The 14,664-nt window shown below is 63.8% G+C and carries 16 protein-coding genes and 1 tRNA gene; 13 read left to right on the plus strand and 4 right to left on the minus strand.

Features of this window, described 5'->3' with window-relative positions; all coding sequences use genetic code 11:
- Positions 1 to 28: 28 nt before the first annotated feature.
- The 10 genes from OB905_03040 to OB905_03085 all read left to right on the plus strand — a co-directional run bounded on the left by OB905_03040 (position 29) and on the right by OB905_03085 (position 8,192).
- On the plus strand, positions 29 to 580 hold the full coding sequence (locus OB905_03040; GenBank protein ID MCU4924962.1) for a multiprotein bridging factor aMBF1: 552 nt from the start codon (positions 29 to 31) through the stop codon (positions 578 to 580).
- Positions 581 to 650: 70 nt separating this feature from the next.
- Complete coding sequence (tpiA, locus tag OB905_03045) at positions 651 to 1,295, plus strand: triose-phosphate isomerase (protein ID MCU4924963.1); 645 nt, start codon at positions 651 to 653, stop codon at positions 1,293 to 1,295.
- A gap of 66 nt (positions 1,296 to 1,361) precedes the next feature.
- On the plus strand, positions 1,362 to 1,781 hold the full coding sequence (locus tag OB905_03050) for a DUF3054 domain-containing protein (GenBank protein ID MCU4924964.1): 420 nt from the start codon (positions 1,362 to 1,364) through the stop codon (positions 1,779 to 1,781).
- 509 nt (positions 1,782 to 2,290) lie between these two features.
- Positions 2,291 to 2,506 carry a hypothetical protein gene (locus OB905_03055; GenBank protein MCU4924965.1) on the plus strand — a complete coding sequence of 72 codons (216 nt, stop codon included), beginning with the start codon at positions 2,291 to 2,293 and terminating at the stop codon, positions 2,504 to 2,506.
- Positions 2,507 to 2,538: 32 nt separating this feature from the next.
- Entirely contained in the window at positions 2,539 to 3,534 is a 996-nt protein-coding gene (locus tag OB905_03060) for an ornithine cyclodeaminase family protein (protein MCU4924966.1), read from the plus strand.
- Positions 3,535 to 3,616: 82 nt separating this feature from the next.
- On the plus strand, positions 3,617 to 4,297 hold the full coding sequence (locus tag OB905_03065; GenBank protein MCU4924967.1) for a type 1 glutamine amidotransferase domain-containing protein: 681 nt from the start codon (positions 3,617 to 3,619) through the stop codon (positions 4,295 to 4,297).
- Between the two features lie 104 nt (positions 4,298 to 4,401).
- On the plus strand, positions 4,402 to 4,620 hold the full coding sequence (locus tag OB905_03070) for a DUF1918 domain-containing protein (protein MCU4924968.1): 219 nt from the start codon (positions 4,402 to 4,404) through the stop codon (positions 4,618 to 4,620).
- A 41-nt stretch (positions 4,621 to 4,661) separates the two neighbouring features.
- Positions 4,662 to 5,099 (plus strand): RNA-binding protein, encoded by a 438-nt coding sequence (locus OB905_03075; GenBank protein ID MCU4924969.1) that lies wholly within the window; start codon positions 4,662 to 4,664, stop codon positions 5,097 to 5,099.
- 107 nt (positions 5,100 to 5,206) lie between these two features.
- Positions 5,207 to 6,337, plus strand: a complete 1,131-nt coding sequence (locus OB905_03080) for an SPFH/Band 7/PHB domain protein (GenBank protein ID MCU4924970.1) — start codon at positions 5,207 to 5,209, stop codon at positions 6,335 to 6,337.
- Between the two features lie 94 nt (positions 6,338 to 6,431).
- Positions 6,432 to 8,192, plus strand: a complete 1,761-nt coding sequence (locus tag OB905_03085; protein MCU4924971.1) for a YcaO-like family protein — start codon at positions 6,432 to 6,434, stop codon at positions 8,190 to 8,192.
- A 72-nt stretch (positions 8,193 to 8,264) separates the two neighbouring features.
- Here the strand turns inward: OB905_03085 and OB905_03090 are convergent, their stop codons facing one another.
- Positions 8,265 to 8,750 (minus strand): hypothetical protein, encoded by a 486-nt coding sequence (locus tag OB905_03090; protein MCU4924972.1) that lies wholly within the window; start codon positions 8,748 to 8,750, stop codon positions 8,265 to 8,267.
- 92 nt (positions 8,751 to 8,842) lie between these two features.
- Positions 8,843 to 10,345 carry an IMP dehydrogenase gene (guaB, locus tag OB905_03095; GenBank protein ID MCU4924973.1) on the minus strand — a complete coding sequence of 501 codons (1,503 nt, stop codon included), beginning with the start codon at positions 10,343 to 10,345 and terminating at the stop codon, positions 8,843 to 8,845.
- Positions 10,346 to 10,818: 473 nt separating this feature from the next.
- Between guaB and OB905_03100 the strand changes: the two genes are divergently transcribed.
- From OB905_03100 to OB905_03110, 3 genes are all read left to right on the plus strand, one after another.
- A complete protein-coding gene (locus OB905_03100; GenBank protein ID MCU4924974.1) occupies positions 10,819 to 11,694 on the plus strand; it encodes a DUF5794 domain-containing protein in 876 nt (291 codons plus the stop codon).
- Between the two features lie 40 nt (positions 11,695 to 11,734).
- A tRNA-Trp gene (locus OB905_03105) sits at positions 11,735 to 11,909 on the plus strand.
- Positions 11,910 to 12,175: 266 nt separating this feature from the next.
- Positions 12,176 to 13,189: a hypothetical protein gene (locus OB905_03110; protein ID MCU4924975.1), complete on the plus strand. Its 1,014-nt coding sequence runs from the start codon at positions 12,176 to 12,178 to the stop codon at positions 13,187 to 13,189.
- 69 nt (positions 13,190 to 13,258) lie between these two features.
- Here OB905_03110 and OB905_03115 read toward each other — a convergent pair whose 3' ends face one another.
- Positions 13,259 to 13,888: a hypothetical protein gene (locus OB905_03115; protein MCU4924976.1), complete on the minus strand. Its 630-nt coding sequence runs from the start codon at positions 13,886 to 13,888 to the stop codon at positions 13,259 to 13,261.
- A gap of 262 nt (positions 13,889 to 14,150) precedes the next feature.
- Positions 14,151 to 14,664: hypothetical protein (locus OB905_03120; GenBank protein ID MCU4924977.1), on the minus strand; the 514-nt coding region annotated here is incomplete at its 5' end.

Below are 14,664 nucleotides of genomic sequence, written 5' to 3' on the forward strand. Positions count from 1 at the left end.
TATCAGTCGCCGCGATATAGAGCCGGGTATGGTTCAGTGCGAGATGTGTGGCGCCGAGACGTCGTCCCCGAAGACCATCAAAGTCGAGGGCGCGAAGCTGGACGTGTGCTCGAACTGTACCGACTTCGGTACCGAAGTCAGACAGCCCGGTTCCGGATCGAGCACGTCCACGAAATACTCGACGAGTTCGAGTTCGGGGAGTAGCGGATCCAGCTCGACTGGCGGCTCAACGGGGTCGTCGAGTCGCTCTTCGGGCTCCGGTGGCTCCGGTGGCCGCTCGGATATGTTCGACGACATGGACGAACTCGTCGCGGATTACGACGGCCGCATCCGTCGCGCACGAGAAGGAAAAGGGCTCAGCCAGTCGGATCTGGCTAACGAGCTAAACGAGAAAGCCAGCCTGATCCGCAAGCTAGAGCGTGGTGACACGCTACCCAGCGACGGCGTCCAGTCAAAACTCGAGCGGTTCCTCGAGATCAGTTTAACCGGTGAGGGCGGTTCGAGCGGAGACACCGAGTGGGAGGGTGGCTCTTCCTCCGGAAGCTACACCCTCGGCGACGTCGTCAAACGGAAGGACTGAGCATCCAGTCGGTCGTCTCGAGCGGTTCGCCCGCCGAAACCTATTTCCTGTCGGCAGACCCCTCTCCTGTATGTTCGTCCTCGTCAACCTGAAGACGTACCCGTGTGATCCTGTCGCCGTCGCCGAGGCGGTTCGCGACGTCGCCGACGAGACCGACGCGAGAGTCGCCGTCGCACCGCAGGCAGCCCACCTCGAACGCGTCGCCGAGACGGGCGTCGAGACCTGGGCCCAACACGTCGACGCAATCGAACACGGGAGCAACACCGGCCACGCCCTCGCCGAAAGCGTCGCCGACGCGGGCGCCGTGGGTACGCTGCTCAATCACTCCGAGCGCCGGCTGACGCTCGCCGAGATCGACGGGGGCGTCCAGGCTGCCGAGCGAGCCGGGCTGGAGACGGTCGTCTGTGCGAACAACCCGGCCCAGATCGGGGCGGCGGCCGCGCTCGGTCCGGACGCGGTCGCAGTCGAACCCCCGGAACTCATCGGTACGGGGACGCCCGTGAGTCAGGCCGATCCCGACGTCGTCCGAGACGCCGTCGCGGCCGCGGAGTCGGTCGACGACTCGGTCACAGTCCTCTGTGGGGCGGGCATCTCGACGGGCGACGACGTCACGGCTGCTGCCGACCTCGGCGCCGAGGGCGTCTTGCTGGCCAGCGGCGTCGCGAAGGCCGACGACCCGGCCGCCGCGCTCGCGGCTCTCGTCAAACCACTATAACGCGTCCGCGGCGTACAGGCGCCGACAAACCGGGACTGCAATAGGCGTGCGATCCCGACTGTTCGTATGAGTGTTCGATCGGTACTCGAACGAGACGGCGGCCGCGAGGCGATCGTCCTCGGAGTCGTCGACGTCGCACTGCTGACCGGGTTGGTGCTCTACGGCCACGTACACCACGGCGGCGATCCGCTCTCGGATCCGGCGGGCGCCGCGGAGACGGCGCTTCCCTTTCTGCTCGGCTGGCTCGCCATCGCGCTCCTCGGCGGCGTCTACCGCCGGCACGTCTACGCTGACCCGATCAGTGCCGCTCGCCTCACGGCTGTCTGCTGGATCGCGGCGGCCAACATCGGCCTCCTGGTTCGGTCTTCGCCAGAGATACAGGGCGGTGTCGCATACCCATTTGGCATCGTGATGACCGGTATCGGGCTGGTCGCACTCCTCGCCTGGCGGGTTGGGTATGCGGTGTTTGCGACACGAAACGAGTGAGTTCCGTCGGGGAACCGCCGAGGCACTCGGTTACTGTAGATTCTGACGACCGACCTGTGAACGGAGTCGACCCGAGACTCCAGCGGTTTCGAACGGATCAGCAGTGTGGGCCGTTAGCACAATCTTTCGGTGCCGAGTGGTTGTCGATTGAACTATTGCCCGTTCAAATCCATATACGATCTCGAATATATCACGACTCAGATACAGTCGAAAACCGGCCGAATTAATCTCCACGATAATTATTGTGGAACCGGTCATATCTGGCAAGAATTGCAAACCCCGCCTACAGACACACAAACTCGGGTTTAGGGGATTCTCTCCGAGTCAGTTGATCGGTCACTCACTCTGATCAATACGCTTCGCCGTGGATTTTTGCGCCCGTTAGTCACAAATATCCACTTCATAAGTTATACAAATCCAGCACTCCAAATACGGGTGGTAGACAAATCCAGTATCAAGCGATTATGAAAAACGCTTATATGCTTATTCCACATATGATAGTATAGATTATGACTGGATACTACGACATTGTTCTCGGCCTGATCCCAGTCGCACTGCTCGGCATCACTGCCGCCCTCACCGTAGTCGGTATCTCGATGACAGCTGCCGTACCCATCGCCTCGGTAGTCGCAATCGCCTTGATCGGCCACGCGATGTTCGTCAACGCGCCAATGGACGGGCGCGATGGGCAGAATACGGCCCGCCCGCCGATGAACACCGAGTAAGGTTTTCTGCGCTTCGTCTCCTTGTCTTGGCCGTGACCGAGACCCTGTTTCTGACTGACGACGATATCTCCGGCCTCGCGACGCCCGCCGAGTACGTTGATGCCGTCCGCAACGCCTACCGACAGCGCGGCGAGGGCGCGCCCGCAAAGCCCCGATCGGCGCTGTTTCAGTCCGACCCTGGCGGAATGCTGACCGCCTACGGGGCGATCCTTCCCGAGATGGGAGCAATGGGCGGCTACATGTACTCTGCGGGGTTCGGGAAATCGGACGCCTGGTTCGTCGCGCCGCTGTTCGACGCCGAGAGCGGCGAGCTCCTCGCGTTGCTCGATGGCGCGCGGATGAACCCGCTGAAAACCGGTGCGGCTGGTGCCGTCGGCGTCGACGCGTTGGCCCGCGAGGACGCCGCGACGCTCGCAGTCATCGGGAGTGGGCCACAGGCCCGTGGTCAGCTCCGGGCGACCGCGACGGTCTGCGAGTTCGAGACCGTTCGGGTCTACTCGCCGACCCGACAGCACCGCGAGGAGTTCGCCGCAACGTTTGCGACGGAACTGGCGGCCGACGTCCACGCCGTCGACTCGAGCACGGCGGCAGTCTCGGGGGCTGACGTCGTGGTTACGGCGACGACCGCCAGCGATCCAGTGTTCGACGGCGCGGACCTCGAGCCGGGCACACACGTCACCGCGATGGGCCAGTACCATCCGAAAAAGCGCGAGCTAGACGCTCGAACGATCGAGCGTGCGACCTACGTTCCGGATCTGCGAGCGCGGGTAGACCAGGACGCCGGCTCGTTCCTCGCCGCTCTCGAGGCAGGTGTCGTCGCAGACGACCACGTCCACGCCGAACTCGGCGAGGTCGTCGCCGGCGTCGAACCGGGACGGACGAGCGCCGAGGAAATTACCGTCTTCGACAGCGGCGGCACGGCGATCGAGACAGTAGCTGCGGCGAATCTCCTCTACGAACGCGCTCGGGAGCAGGGACTGGGAACCGAGTTGCCGATTACCTCCGCAAGCGAGGCGTTTTCCGGCTGAGCGGTGACAGTACCCTGATCGGGGCGTCCACACGGCAGCCTGCAGGTGAGGCCCTTTTTGCCGACCGGCCCAAAGCCCGCACGTGACCCGAGCACTGTTTATCGTCAGCGAAGAGGGATACTGGGGCGAAGAGTGCATCGAGCCGCTCGAGACGCTCTCAGAGGCAGGTATCGAGATTACGGTCGCGACTCCCTCGGGCGGTCCGCCCGAGCTCGACGAGACCTCGGTCGACCCCGACGAGGTCGGCGAGGAGACCGCAGAGCGCGTCCGCGAGGTCCACGAGAGCGACGAACGGTTGAACGATCCGATCCCCACCGCGCAGGCAGACGCGAGCGAGTACGACGCCGTCGTCTTCCCCGGTGGCCACGGCACCGAGTGGGACGTCAACCAAGACAGTCACGCCCGGGCGATCCTCCGAGACGTCGTCGAGGGCGACGGGAAGGCCCTAGTCGTCTGCCACGCGGTCGGCATTCTGGCGTTCACCCGGGACAGCCACGGTGCGTTCCTCGTCCAGGGACACGACGTCACCGGCTTTCCGAACGCGTGGGAAGACGAGATCGTCGACGAGGACGACCGGATGCCAACCGGACGGAAACTCCCCTACCGGGTCGAAGACGAGGTCGAAGCGGCCGGCGGCAACTGGGACGCCGAACTCGACGCCGACGAGAGCGTTACCGTCGACGGCGACCTCGTGACCGCTCGTGGCCCCGAGTCCTCGGCAGCGGCCGCACAGACGCTGCTCGAGGAACTGGGCGAGGCCTGAGCGGAAGCGATCGTCGTTGGGCGCCGGATCCGACCTCCCGACGCACCCGTTCGGCGAGGCGTCGAATCAGTCCCTTTTTAGGCGATGGCGGGGAACTATCGGCTATGAGCTTCGAGGAAGACGACCAAGTCGTTCTGGACGACAAGCACAGCGAGTTCGACGGCGAGGTCGGCACCGTCACCCAGACGATGGAGTCGATGTTCGGCGACGTCACCTACACGATCAGCTTCGAGGACGGCCAGGAGACCGGCGTTCCCGAAGACGCCCTCGAGGAAGCCGACGAGAGTGACGGTGAGGACGCCGAAGACGCAGACGAGGAGTAACGTCCGGACCGAACGGGCGAATCGACCTCTCAACCCCCACTATGGCACGGATTCCCTTTCACTACGTCGACCTGCGAACCTTCTGTTACGCGACGGAAGACGACAAGCGCGTCGAGGACGCCCTCCGGACCTACCTTCCCGAGGAGTACGAGATCGAACGCGTCGAGAGCGAGGGCCACTACGGCGACCGCATTCTCGTCCTCTCGGCGCGTCTCGAGAACGCCGACGACGTCCGCCACGTCCTCTCGCGACTCGCCGATCTCGAGACCTTCGACGAACTCGTCGCGGAGTTAGACCAGCGCGTAACCGAGAACTGCGAGTTCTTCCTCCGGTTGGACAAGCAGGCGGCCTTCGGCGGCGAGGTCCACCTCGGCGAGGGAATCACGTTCCGCGCGAAAGTCGAGGCCTACCCGGCGAAGAAAGCGGCCGCCGTCGAGAACGCGACCGAAGTGCTCGAACGCCTCGACGAGCGCGACTGATCCCAGCGGTGGCCCGTCAGTTCCACCGGGACTACTTTTCTCACCAGGAGGCCCCAAGAACCGCCGTTCCCCGGCCAAGAGTTATTCGGCCGGAATCCGTAGGTTCGATGATGATGCTCTCGATTGTCCCGCTACAGCTGCAACTCGGTGATCCGGTGTTGCTCGTTGGCGCGCTGGTGCTCGTGGTCGCCGTCGCCGTCATCTGGTCGATGGTCGAGATCGTCGACGCGTACAACAAGGGCGCGCTCACGATCTTCGGGGAGTACCGGAAGCTCTTGGAGCCGGGACTGAACATCGTCCCGCCGTTCGTCTCGCGCGTCCACACGTTCGACATGCGAACCCAGACGATCGACGTCCCGAGTCAGGAGGCGATCACCCGAGACAACTCGCCGGTGACTGCCGACGCCGTCGTCTACATCAGGGTGATGAACGCCAAACGGGCGTTCCTGGAGGTCGACGACTACAAGCGAGCCGTCTCGAACCTGGCCCAGACGACGCTCCGAGCCGTGCTGGGGGACATGGAACTCGACGACACGCTCTCCCGACGCGAAATGATCAACGAGCGCATCCGCCAGGAGTTAGACGAGCCTACCGATGAGTGGGGGATTCGCGTCGAGTCCGTCGAGGTCCGCGAAGTGACACCCTCGCGCGACGTCAAGGGCGCGATGGAAGAACAAACCTCTGCGGAGCGCAGACGCCGTGCCATGATTCTCGAAGCGCAGGGTGAACGCCGCAGCGCCGTCGAGCGAGCCGAGGGTGACAAGCAGAGTGACATCATCCGCGCCCAAGGTGAGAAACAGAGCCAGATTCTCGAAGCCCAGGGTGACTCGATCTCGACCGTTCTGCGTGCCCGATCTGCTGAGTCGATGGGCGAGCGTGCGGTGATCGACCAGGGGATGGAGACGCTAACCGAGATTGGCCAGAGCGAGTCGACGACATTCGTCCTCCCACAGGAGCTCTCCTCGATGCTCGGCCGCTACGGCAAGCACCTCACCGGTAGCGACGTCAGCGAGGACGACGATCAACTCGAGAGTCTCGACTTCGACGATGAAACGCGTGAGCTGATCGGTCTCGACGACATCGCCGAGATCATCGGCGAGATCGAGGAGACCGAAATGGACGTCGAAGCGATGGAACAGGAGGCACAGGCGATCCAGGAGGGCGAGGACATGCCGGACGATGCCACCGTCAACGTTTCCGAGACGCGTTCGGATGCAGATGGTGAATCCGGCCGCTGAGTGGGTGTGGTAATCGTCCCGGCGACGTTTCTCTACGACGTGACTCCCTTCCGCGAGCGCGACGTTTTTGCCATCTGCGCGTGACTGTCCGCGCATGCAGGTACACGTCGTCGGCGACGATCCAGTCTCCGCCGCGGTCGCCGCCGCGCTTGAGGATGTCGACATCGAAGTCGCAGACACCGACCCGGAGGGCGTCGAGGACGCCCGCTTTGCGATCGTCTCCGGGGTCGCCGGCTCGGAGGCGTTCGAACGGGCGAACGGCGCCGCGAGAGAGGGAGCCACGCCCTGGATCGCCGTCGAGATCGGCGGCGCTGGGGGCGTCGGCCTCACCGACGTCGACGCCGCCGTCTCCGGCTACGCCCCAGGTGGTGCGTGTTTCGAGTGTCTCCGGACGCGAGTCGCCTCGGGGCTCGGCGAGGAGGAGCCGACACAGCCGACAGCGGACCGGAGCGCTGCCCGGCTCGCGGGGGCGGTCGCCGGTCGAGAGTGCGTCCGCGTCCTCTCGGGAGCCGACGAGTCGATCCTCGGTCACGTCCGCGAGGTGCCCCACGCCAGGCGACGGCTCCTCCCGGTACCCCACTGTGACTGTGCGTCGGGAGGCCGCGACCGGTCGCTCGATCTCGTGGATGACGACGCATTCGATCTGGAGGCGGCCGTCTCACACGCCGAGCTAGCGATCGACTCCCGACTCGGTCCCGTCGCTTCCGTCGGCGAGGCCGAGTCGTTCCCCGCGCCGTACTACATGGCGACGCTGACCGAGACGGAAGGATTCAGCGACGCGAGCGCGACGACGCAGTCGGCGGGCGTCGCCGACGGCTGGAACGCCGCGTTGATGAAAGCCGTCGGCGAGGGCCTCGAGCGCTACTGTGCCGGCGTCTACCGAGACTCGGATTTCGTTCGGGCGAGTGCCGACGAACTCGAGAATCCAGTCACACCGACGGAGCTCGTCCGACCCGATGACGCCCGCGCGTTCGATCCCGAAACGGAGATCCGATGGGTCGACGGAATCGAGCTCGCGACCGGCGAGCCCGCTCACCTACCGGCCGACGCCGTCCACTTCCCACCGCCCGGGAAGCGATTCCGGCCCGCGATCACGACCGGTCTGGGGCTCGGGTCCTCGACCGTCGACGCCGTTCGCGCGGGGCTGACGGAAGTCATCGAGCGAGACGCGACCATGCTCGCGTGGTACTCGACGTACGAGCCGCTCGGCCTCGCGGTCGAGCACGAGTCGTTCTCGCGACTGGCCCGCCGTGCCCGAAGCGAGGGGCTGTCGGTGACGCCGCTGCTCGTCACCCAAGACGTCGACGTGCCGGTCGTTGCGGTTGCTGTCCACCGCGATCCTGACGACGCAGTCGGCGGGGACGACGAGACGGACGCGTGGCCCCGGTTCGCGATGGGGTCGGCCGCCGATCTCGACGCGGCGGCGGCGGCCGTCTCCGCCCTGGAGGAAGCACTCCAGAACTGGATGGAGCTCCGGAGTATCGGCCCTGAAAACGCCGCCGAGGGGACCGGACAGATTGGCGAGTACGCTACCTTCCCGGAGCCAGTTCGTGAACTCGTCGCTGTCGAGCAAACAATTCCAGCAGACAGCGTCGGACCGGAGCCGGCACCGACCGGTACCGACGGGCTCTCCGCGCTCGTCTCGCGGGCGACGGACGCTGGGCTGACCCCCTACGCGGCCCGGGTGACCACGCGGGACGTCGCCTCCGCTGGCTTCGAGGCGGTGCGAGTCGTCGTTCCCGAGGCACAGCCGCTGTTTACCGGTGATCCGTTCTTCGGTGGTCGTGCGCGAACCGTCCCCGAGTCACTCGGATTCGAGCCACGGCTCGAGCGGTCGTACCATCCGTACCCGTAACGTGCCAAAAACGCAGCTAAGTCGCCTCTGAATACGAACCTCTGCCTCTAAATTCCCCGTGAGAACCGGACGCTACTGTTCGTCAATGGGGTCGTCGCCGTTCTCGGTGGATTCGTTGTCACCTGTTTCGGGCGTGGCATCTTCGATCTCATCGTCCGGCTCCCTCACTCTGATATCTAGGTCGAGAGAGTCGTCGTCGAAGACGATCCGAACCAGCTGGGTCTCTGTTGTGACGGTTCCGGCTTCGACCAGGTCCTCGCCATCGTCGCTGTCGTCGAACCGGGTGACGCGGAACTGCTGTTCGGTTCCCTCTAAGTTTCCTGGCCCGACCTGTTCATCCGGTCTGACCGAGAACGACTGGTCGTAGGTTTCTCGGTCCATCTCACTGTCGCGGGCGTTTAAATTGACGTTGTAGGTTCGACTCCCAGCGTTGAAGATTTCGATGGGGATTGGCACGCCGACCGATCCCTCGAAGTGCTCGCGAAAGTCGTCGAGACAGCCGGCGAGCCCCGCTAGCGCGAGCGTCCCTCCGGTTCCGAGTAGCCTGCGGCGGTTCACGTTCTGAACTCGGGAGCGAACGCAGGTATGCGTTTCTCTTCGAGCCAACTGCGAAAGAAGCGGCTAAAACCGAAGCAGAAGGTGGCGAAAACTTACTCGTCGGCCGGCGAGTAGTTCGGTGCCTCGTCAGTGATGACGACGTCGTGGGCGTGGCCTTCCGCCTGCCCGGCCGAAGAGACGCGGACGAACTCAGATCGCTCCTTGAACGCGGGGATCGTCTCGGCCCCGACGTAGCCCATCCCGGACTGCATCCCACCGGCGAGCTGGTGGAGTTCCGACTGGAGGGTGCCTTTATACGGCGTCGCGGCCTCGACGCCTTCGGGGACGTACTCCTCTTCGTCCTCGGGATCGTCTTTGAGGTACCGATCGCCGTCGCCCGATTTCATCGCGCCGACCGACCCCATCCCGCGGTACTGCTTGTACTTCTTGCCGTTCATCGTTACGACGCGACCGGGGGCCTCCTCGGTGCCCGCGAAGTACGAGCCGAGCATGACGGCGTCGGCGCCGGCGGCGATCGCCTTGATCGCGTCGCCGGAGTAGCGGATGCCGCCGTCGGCGATGACGGGGACGTCGTGTTCGCTCGCGACGTCTGCGACCTGCGAGACGGCCGTGATCTGGGGCATCCCGGCTCCCGAGACGATCCGGGTCGTACAGATCGAGCCGGGGCCGATGCCGACTTTGATGCCGTCGGCGAAGTCGACCAGGTCCTCGGCAGCCTCGCGGGTGCCGACGTTGCCGACGACGACGTCAGCCTCGACCGACTCCTTGATCTCGCGGGCGCCGTCGATGACGTTCAGGTTGTGTGCGTGAGCGCAGTCGATAAAGAGCACGTCAGCGCCGGCCTCGTCGGCGGCGACCGCGCGATCGGTCTCGAACGGCCCAACGGCGACGCCACAGCGAAGTTTGCCGTTCTCGTCGCGGGCGGCCTGCTTGTACTCGCGGCGCTGGAGGATCCCCTGCATCGTCACGAGTCCGACGAGGAGGTTCTCGTCGTCGACGACCGGAACGCGTTCGATCTTGTGTTCGTACATCAGGTCGAAGGCGTCCCGCGGGTCGATCTCCTCGTCGACAGTGATGACCTCGTCGGTCATCGCCGCCGTGACGGGGTCGTCCTCGTTGACTTCGAGGTGGGGTCGGATGTCCGTACTCGAGATGATACCCAGAACTTCGCCGCGGGTGTTGACGACCGGCGCACCGCCGACGCCCTGTCTGATCATCATCTCGTCGACCTCGCGGACGGTCATCTCGGGATCTGCGGTGACGACCGAGTCGAGAGGAATGATGAGCTCGTCGGCACTCTTGACGCGCTCGATCTCCTCGACCATCTCGTCGACGGTCATGTTGCGGTGGAGGACGCCGAGACCGCCGTGGCGAGCCATCGCGATCGCCATCCCGCTCTCGGTGACGGTATCCATCGCCGCCGAGAGGATCGGGACCGAGACCTCGACGGACCGCGAAACGCGGGACGTCAGGTCGGCCTGGTCGGGTTCGACACGACTCTCTTTGGGCCGGAGCAAGACGTCGTCGAAGGTCAACGCTTCCGGGATCTGTAGCTTCGAGGAGTAGGGCCCGTGCTCGGGAACGTCGTTCGCCATGTAAACTGTCCGAAACCGCTGGCCAAAAACGTTGCGTGTTATCGCCGTCGATCGGATTCGAGTCGTGAGATCCACCACCACACGCCGGGCTGATTCCTGCCACCTTCTGGTCGATCGTTTGACCGGTTCACCGGCGCCGTTTCCACGCCGCCGCAAGTGGAGATCTGGAATCTACGGCGGGACATGAGTACACTAGCGTTCGAAAATGTGCACTACCGGCTGACGTCTGCAGGCCATCTGCAACCGTGTCCCACACAACGTTTATTGCTGGCGCGAGAGTCCATTCGAGTATGTACGCTGTGAGTACCAGCAGTTCCCGAACCGGTGGTCGGACGCCCTGCAGTGGCGAGACCGCATTTACATTCGGGAACGCACTCACAGCCGGCCAGAACGGGACGCGGTCCGCACGCAGCTCCCGGTCTCGTCTGTTACATCACCCACTGGCCCCGGGTCACGGCCATCGGTCGTAATCGATGAGCACGTCACAGCATCCGGTCGCGCTTAGCCTAGAGCGACTGGTAGACGACGACGCCAAGCTACTGGCGCTCGTGATGGCGTTGCCGCTGATCGACGGCGTCTTCCCCGCGTTGATCCTCGCGGGCGCGCTCGACGATCCCCTCGGGGCGATTCAGGTCGGCCTACTGATCTTCGGCGGCAGCGCGACCGTCGCGGTCATCTTAGCGGAGATGAGCGGGACGCCGCGCCAGCAGGCTGCGACGGTCTTGTTGATCGGGATCCCACTGATCGCCATCGCGGCCGTGCAGGCGGCGCTGGCGCCGTCGATCGGGAGCATCCTCAACATCGTGATCTTCGAGCGCTTCGCGGCGCTCGTGATCGCGGCCATCGCGGCCCACACCGCGAGTGCGACCGTCGGCGAGTACATCCCCAGCCCGGGGATCATCATCGCGCTCGGACTGCTCGCAAGTATCGATCCCTCGGGAGCCGCGTTCGTCCTCGAAACGGACGTCGGACTGGTGGCAAACGCCGTGCTCGCCGCCGGCGTCGGGGTCGGCTTCGCGCTTTCGGTCGCCGTCGGCGGTCCGTACCTCCGAACCTACATCGATATCGATCGCTTCCGCTTTGGCAGCGCGGTCGCACTGGGGCTGCTCCCCCTGTCGCTGCTCGGGATGGCCTTCGGTCAGGCGCCGCTGGCGGCGCTGTTGATCGCTGCCGTGCTCTCGATCGATCTCTCTCCGGACGGGGAGAGCGCCAGTGAGGCACTCGCCGATGGCGACGGCTCGGACGCTGGCGGTGGCTCCGAGGCGGACGCGGACCCCCACTCCGGCCGAGACGAGGACGCCGACGGCGTCAGGGTCGGCGACGAACCCACCCGCGCTCCCTGGCTCTAATCGTAACGGCTTTAGGTGGGATCACCCAACGAAGGCACGAGGGGTCGTGGCCAAGCCAGGCATGGCGACTGACTCCAGAGGCACCGCGCCCGGGACGACACTCCAGACTGATATACTGATCGGACACCTGATCAGTGTCCGTGTGATGACCCTCTGGAGTTCCGAGGCGCACCGGAGATATCAGTCGATCGGGGGTTCAAATCCCTCCGACCCCATACTTCTGTTGCGAGCAAGTTCGCGAGCGACAGGTACGTCATTCGGTGGGATTTGAACCAGGGAGCAGCTTGCTGCGACCGTGGTTCACAATCCCTCCGACCTCATATTCTCACCGCGATAACGAATTTGCTCTGTGTACCGAACGATCTCAGTACTTCAGGTGTTGCTGGACAGCGTCTTAGCGCGGTTCTAAGGACGAGTGAGAGTCACCAAACAGTGGGCGAGGGAACCCGTTATATGCATGTTGAAGCCGTTTCTGCAATCGATGATTAGCCGACGACACATGCTCGCACTCGCAGGTGCAACGGCGGTCGGAGGGATTGCTGGGCAGGCCGGCGGAACACCCAGTGCGAGGGCAGCTCGCTCCGACGAACTTTCCGAGTATACTCGGTGGCTCACTCTCGGCACCGACGAGACGGTTGGGTTTGCTTACGTCGATTGGTCGACAATAACCGCTCTCGTTACTGACGAAGCAGATGCAGCCGATGACTCTGATCTCGCTCCTGATATGGACGATATCGGGGATGAGCCAATCGATTTCGAGGAGGATCCGATGGCGGTCTATCCAGCCACCGGTCTAACCGGAACTGTCCTGTATGCCGATCTGGTGCTCCCACAGTATGGCTTGACTGGTCTCGTAGGGGACGATCCCTCGACACCACTCGAGTCAAACGGGGACGAACTGTTGCTGACTACGGAGGTGTTTGTCGTCGAAGGGACGCTGGATATCGCGGAACTCGACGAGCGGCTCACCCGCGACTCGGAGGAATCGGTCGAACGCCAGCTCGAACGAGTGGTCGAACACGGTTCGTACGACCTCTATTCGGACGGCGAGACAGCGGTCGCCGTCAGCGAGGATGCCGCCGTCTTCTACGCCGGTCTCGGCGCGAACGTCGATGCGCTCTCGTCTCTAGAGACGGCGATCGACGCGGCTGTCGGAGACCACGACCGGGCAACGACCGACTCCGAGTCGTTCGCCTGGCTCGCCGACACCGCTGGCCACGGCGATTTCGTGTTTGGGAGCTACGGCGGACCTGACACGTCGCCTGCGGCGGTGGACACAGATGCCGACTTCGAGGCACTGGCGACCGCCGACGGTGTCGTCTCCTCACTTGCGGTCGACGAGTCGGAGCACTTCACCGGCGCATTCGCCGCCCTGATCGAGGAGCCCGACGAGCCCACACTCGAGACACTGCTCGGGACCTCCGCCGACGAGCAGTCGGTGACGATCGACGAGAACCGTGTCACAGCGACGGGGAGGTGGCAGGACGTTTCCTGAGTCGAGTCTGTCCGTTAGCTGGTGATCCGGAAATAGAACGTGACGTGTTGGGGATTAGCTCTCGTCGGATTAGCTCTCGTCGGATTCGATCTCGATTTCGATCGACTCGCCGTTCGTCACGTTTGTCGACTGGGAGACGCTCGTGCTGGACTGGGAACTGTTCGACGAACTCGCCATCACCGACGAGCTGGAGACGCTCGTCGACTGGGAGACGTTTGTATCGCCGTCGGAGGACGTGATCATCGTCGCCGACTCTTGGACCGTTCCGTCGGTGAGCACCGTCACGGAGAGTGAGACGTCGTCCGCTGCATCGACGACTATCTCGATGTCGATTGCGTCGGTGTCTGAATCTATCGTAGATGTTACAACTCCCCATGCGAAACGTTCCGTCTCGGTGTTCGGCTCCGTGTCGGTTAGCTCGGTTGTCGTCTCGGCCGTCGTCGCCGAGAGCGAGACGTCGTTGTCGGTTTCGACTGTCACGTTGACGTCAGTGGTGCCGGTTTCGGCGTCGATCTCGTAGAACACCGTGCCCCACGGGAACGCAGTCTCGTTCGTGGCGTTCGACGCGTTTGTCTCGGCACCGTCGGTCGAATTATCGGTCACGGCAGTTACCCCTGTGCCGGCGACAATAGCTGTCACGACTGCAAGCACGATTGTGAGTACGATTCCGATTCGTCGGTCCGTGGGTTCTGTCGTCATTGGTGAGTTGGGCGTCGTCGGGGAGTCGGTGCGACGGCTCGCTCGTAAGACCGACCGTTAGTGGATTCGATCTTTAATGGAACGAATCGTTTCGACGGTAGCCGACTATTGCGATCGGTCGCTTGCCTGTAACAGCATTTGAATCCAACTCAGACCAGTTGCAACTGTGTGGTGCGGTGAGGAACGGCTCGAAACTGACTCTGTGCGTTTCTGCATCAAAAAAGAGTTAATGCGGTACTATCGGCGTCCGCAATGTCGCCGATTAGTCGTCATCCAGCTGCGACTGGCTCTGCGAAGACGTTACCGACTGGCTGCCCGAACCGATCTGGGTGACAGTCGAGGTAGACGACTGGCTCTGCACCGTACTGTCGTCATCCGCTACCTGGGACTGGTCTTGTTCAACTGAAGCGTACTGGTCACCGTCCTGGTCGTCACCTTGCGTCTGCTTGATCGAGGCGTCCTGATCGGACTTCTGCGTTACGCCATCTCTGTCCTCGATCGTCTGGTCTTGCGTCTGCTTGATCGAGGCGTCCTGGCTGCTATCCTGGTCGTCGTCGCTCTGCGAGCTGTCCTGATCGATCGAGGCGGACTGCTCGGCGTCCTGCACGTTGTCGTCACCCTCAGCGCTCTGGGTCTGCTTCTGGTCGGTTTTGGCGTCCTGGCTGCTATCCTGGTCGTCGTCGCCATCGGCGCTCTGCGAGCTGTCCTGATCGATCGAGGTGGACTGCTCGGCGTCCTGCACGTTGTCGTCACCCTCAGCGCTCTGGGTCTGCTTC

The sequence above is a fragment of the Halobacteria archaeon AArc-dxtr1 genome (genome assembly GCA_025517425.1).
Taxonomy (GTDB): domain Archaea; phylum Halobacteriota; class Halobacteria; order Halobacteriales; family Natrialbaceae; genus Halostagnicola.

Excerpts from the sequence above, each read along its gene's own strand:
- OB905_03040 (MCU4924962.1), top strand. The coding sequence starts at position 29 with ATGGTTCAGTGCGAGATGTGTGGCGCCGAGACGTCGTCCCCGAAGACC.
- tpiA (MCU4924963.1), top strand. The coding sequence starts at position 651 with ATGTTCGTCCTCGTCAACCTGAAGACGTACCCGTGTGATCCTGTCGCC.
- OB905_03050 (MCU4924964.1), top strand. The coding sequence starts at position 1,362 with ATGAGTGTTCGATCGGTACTCGAACGAGACGGCGGCCGCGAGGCGATC.
- OB905_03055 (MCU4924965.1), top strand. The coding sequence starts at position 2,291 with ATGACTGGATACTACGACATTGTTCTCGGCCTGATCCCAGTCGCACTG.
- OB905_03070 (MCU4924968.1), top strand. The coding sequence starts at position 4,402 with ATGAGCTTCGAGGAAGACGACCAAGTCGTTCTGGACGACAAGCACAGC.
- OB905_03075 (MCU4924969.1), top strand. The coding sequence starts at position 4,662 with ATGGCACGGATTCCCTTTCACTACGTCGACCTGCGAACCTTCTGTTAC.
- OB905_03080 (MCU4924970.1), top strand. The coding sequence starts at position 5,207 with ATGATGATGCTCTCGATTGTCCCGCTACAGCTGCAACTCGGTGATCCG.
- OB905_03085 (MCU4924971.1), top strand. The coding sequence starts at position 6,432 with ATGCAGGTACACGTCGTCGGCGACGATCCAGTCTCCGCCGCGGTCGCC.
- guaB (MCU4924973.1), bottom strand. The coding sequence starts at position 10,345 with ATGGCGAACGACGTTCCCGAGCACGGGCCCTACTCCTCGAAGCTACAG.
- OB905_03100 (MCU4924974.1), top strand. The coding sequence starts at position 10,819 with ATGAGCACGTCACAGCATCCGGTCGCGCTTAGCCTAGAGCGACTGGTA.
- OB905_03110 (MCU4924975.1), top strand. The coding sequence starts at position 12,176 with ATGATTAGCCGACGACACATGCTCGCACTCGCAGGTGCAACGGCGGTC.
- OB905_03115 (MCU4924976.1), bottom strand. The coding sequence starts at position 13,888 with ATGACGACAGAACCCACGGACCGACGAATCGGAATCGTACTCACAATC.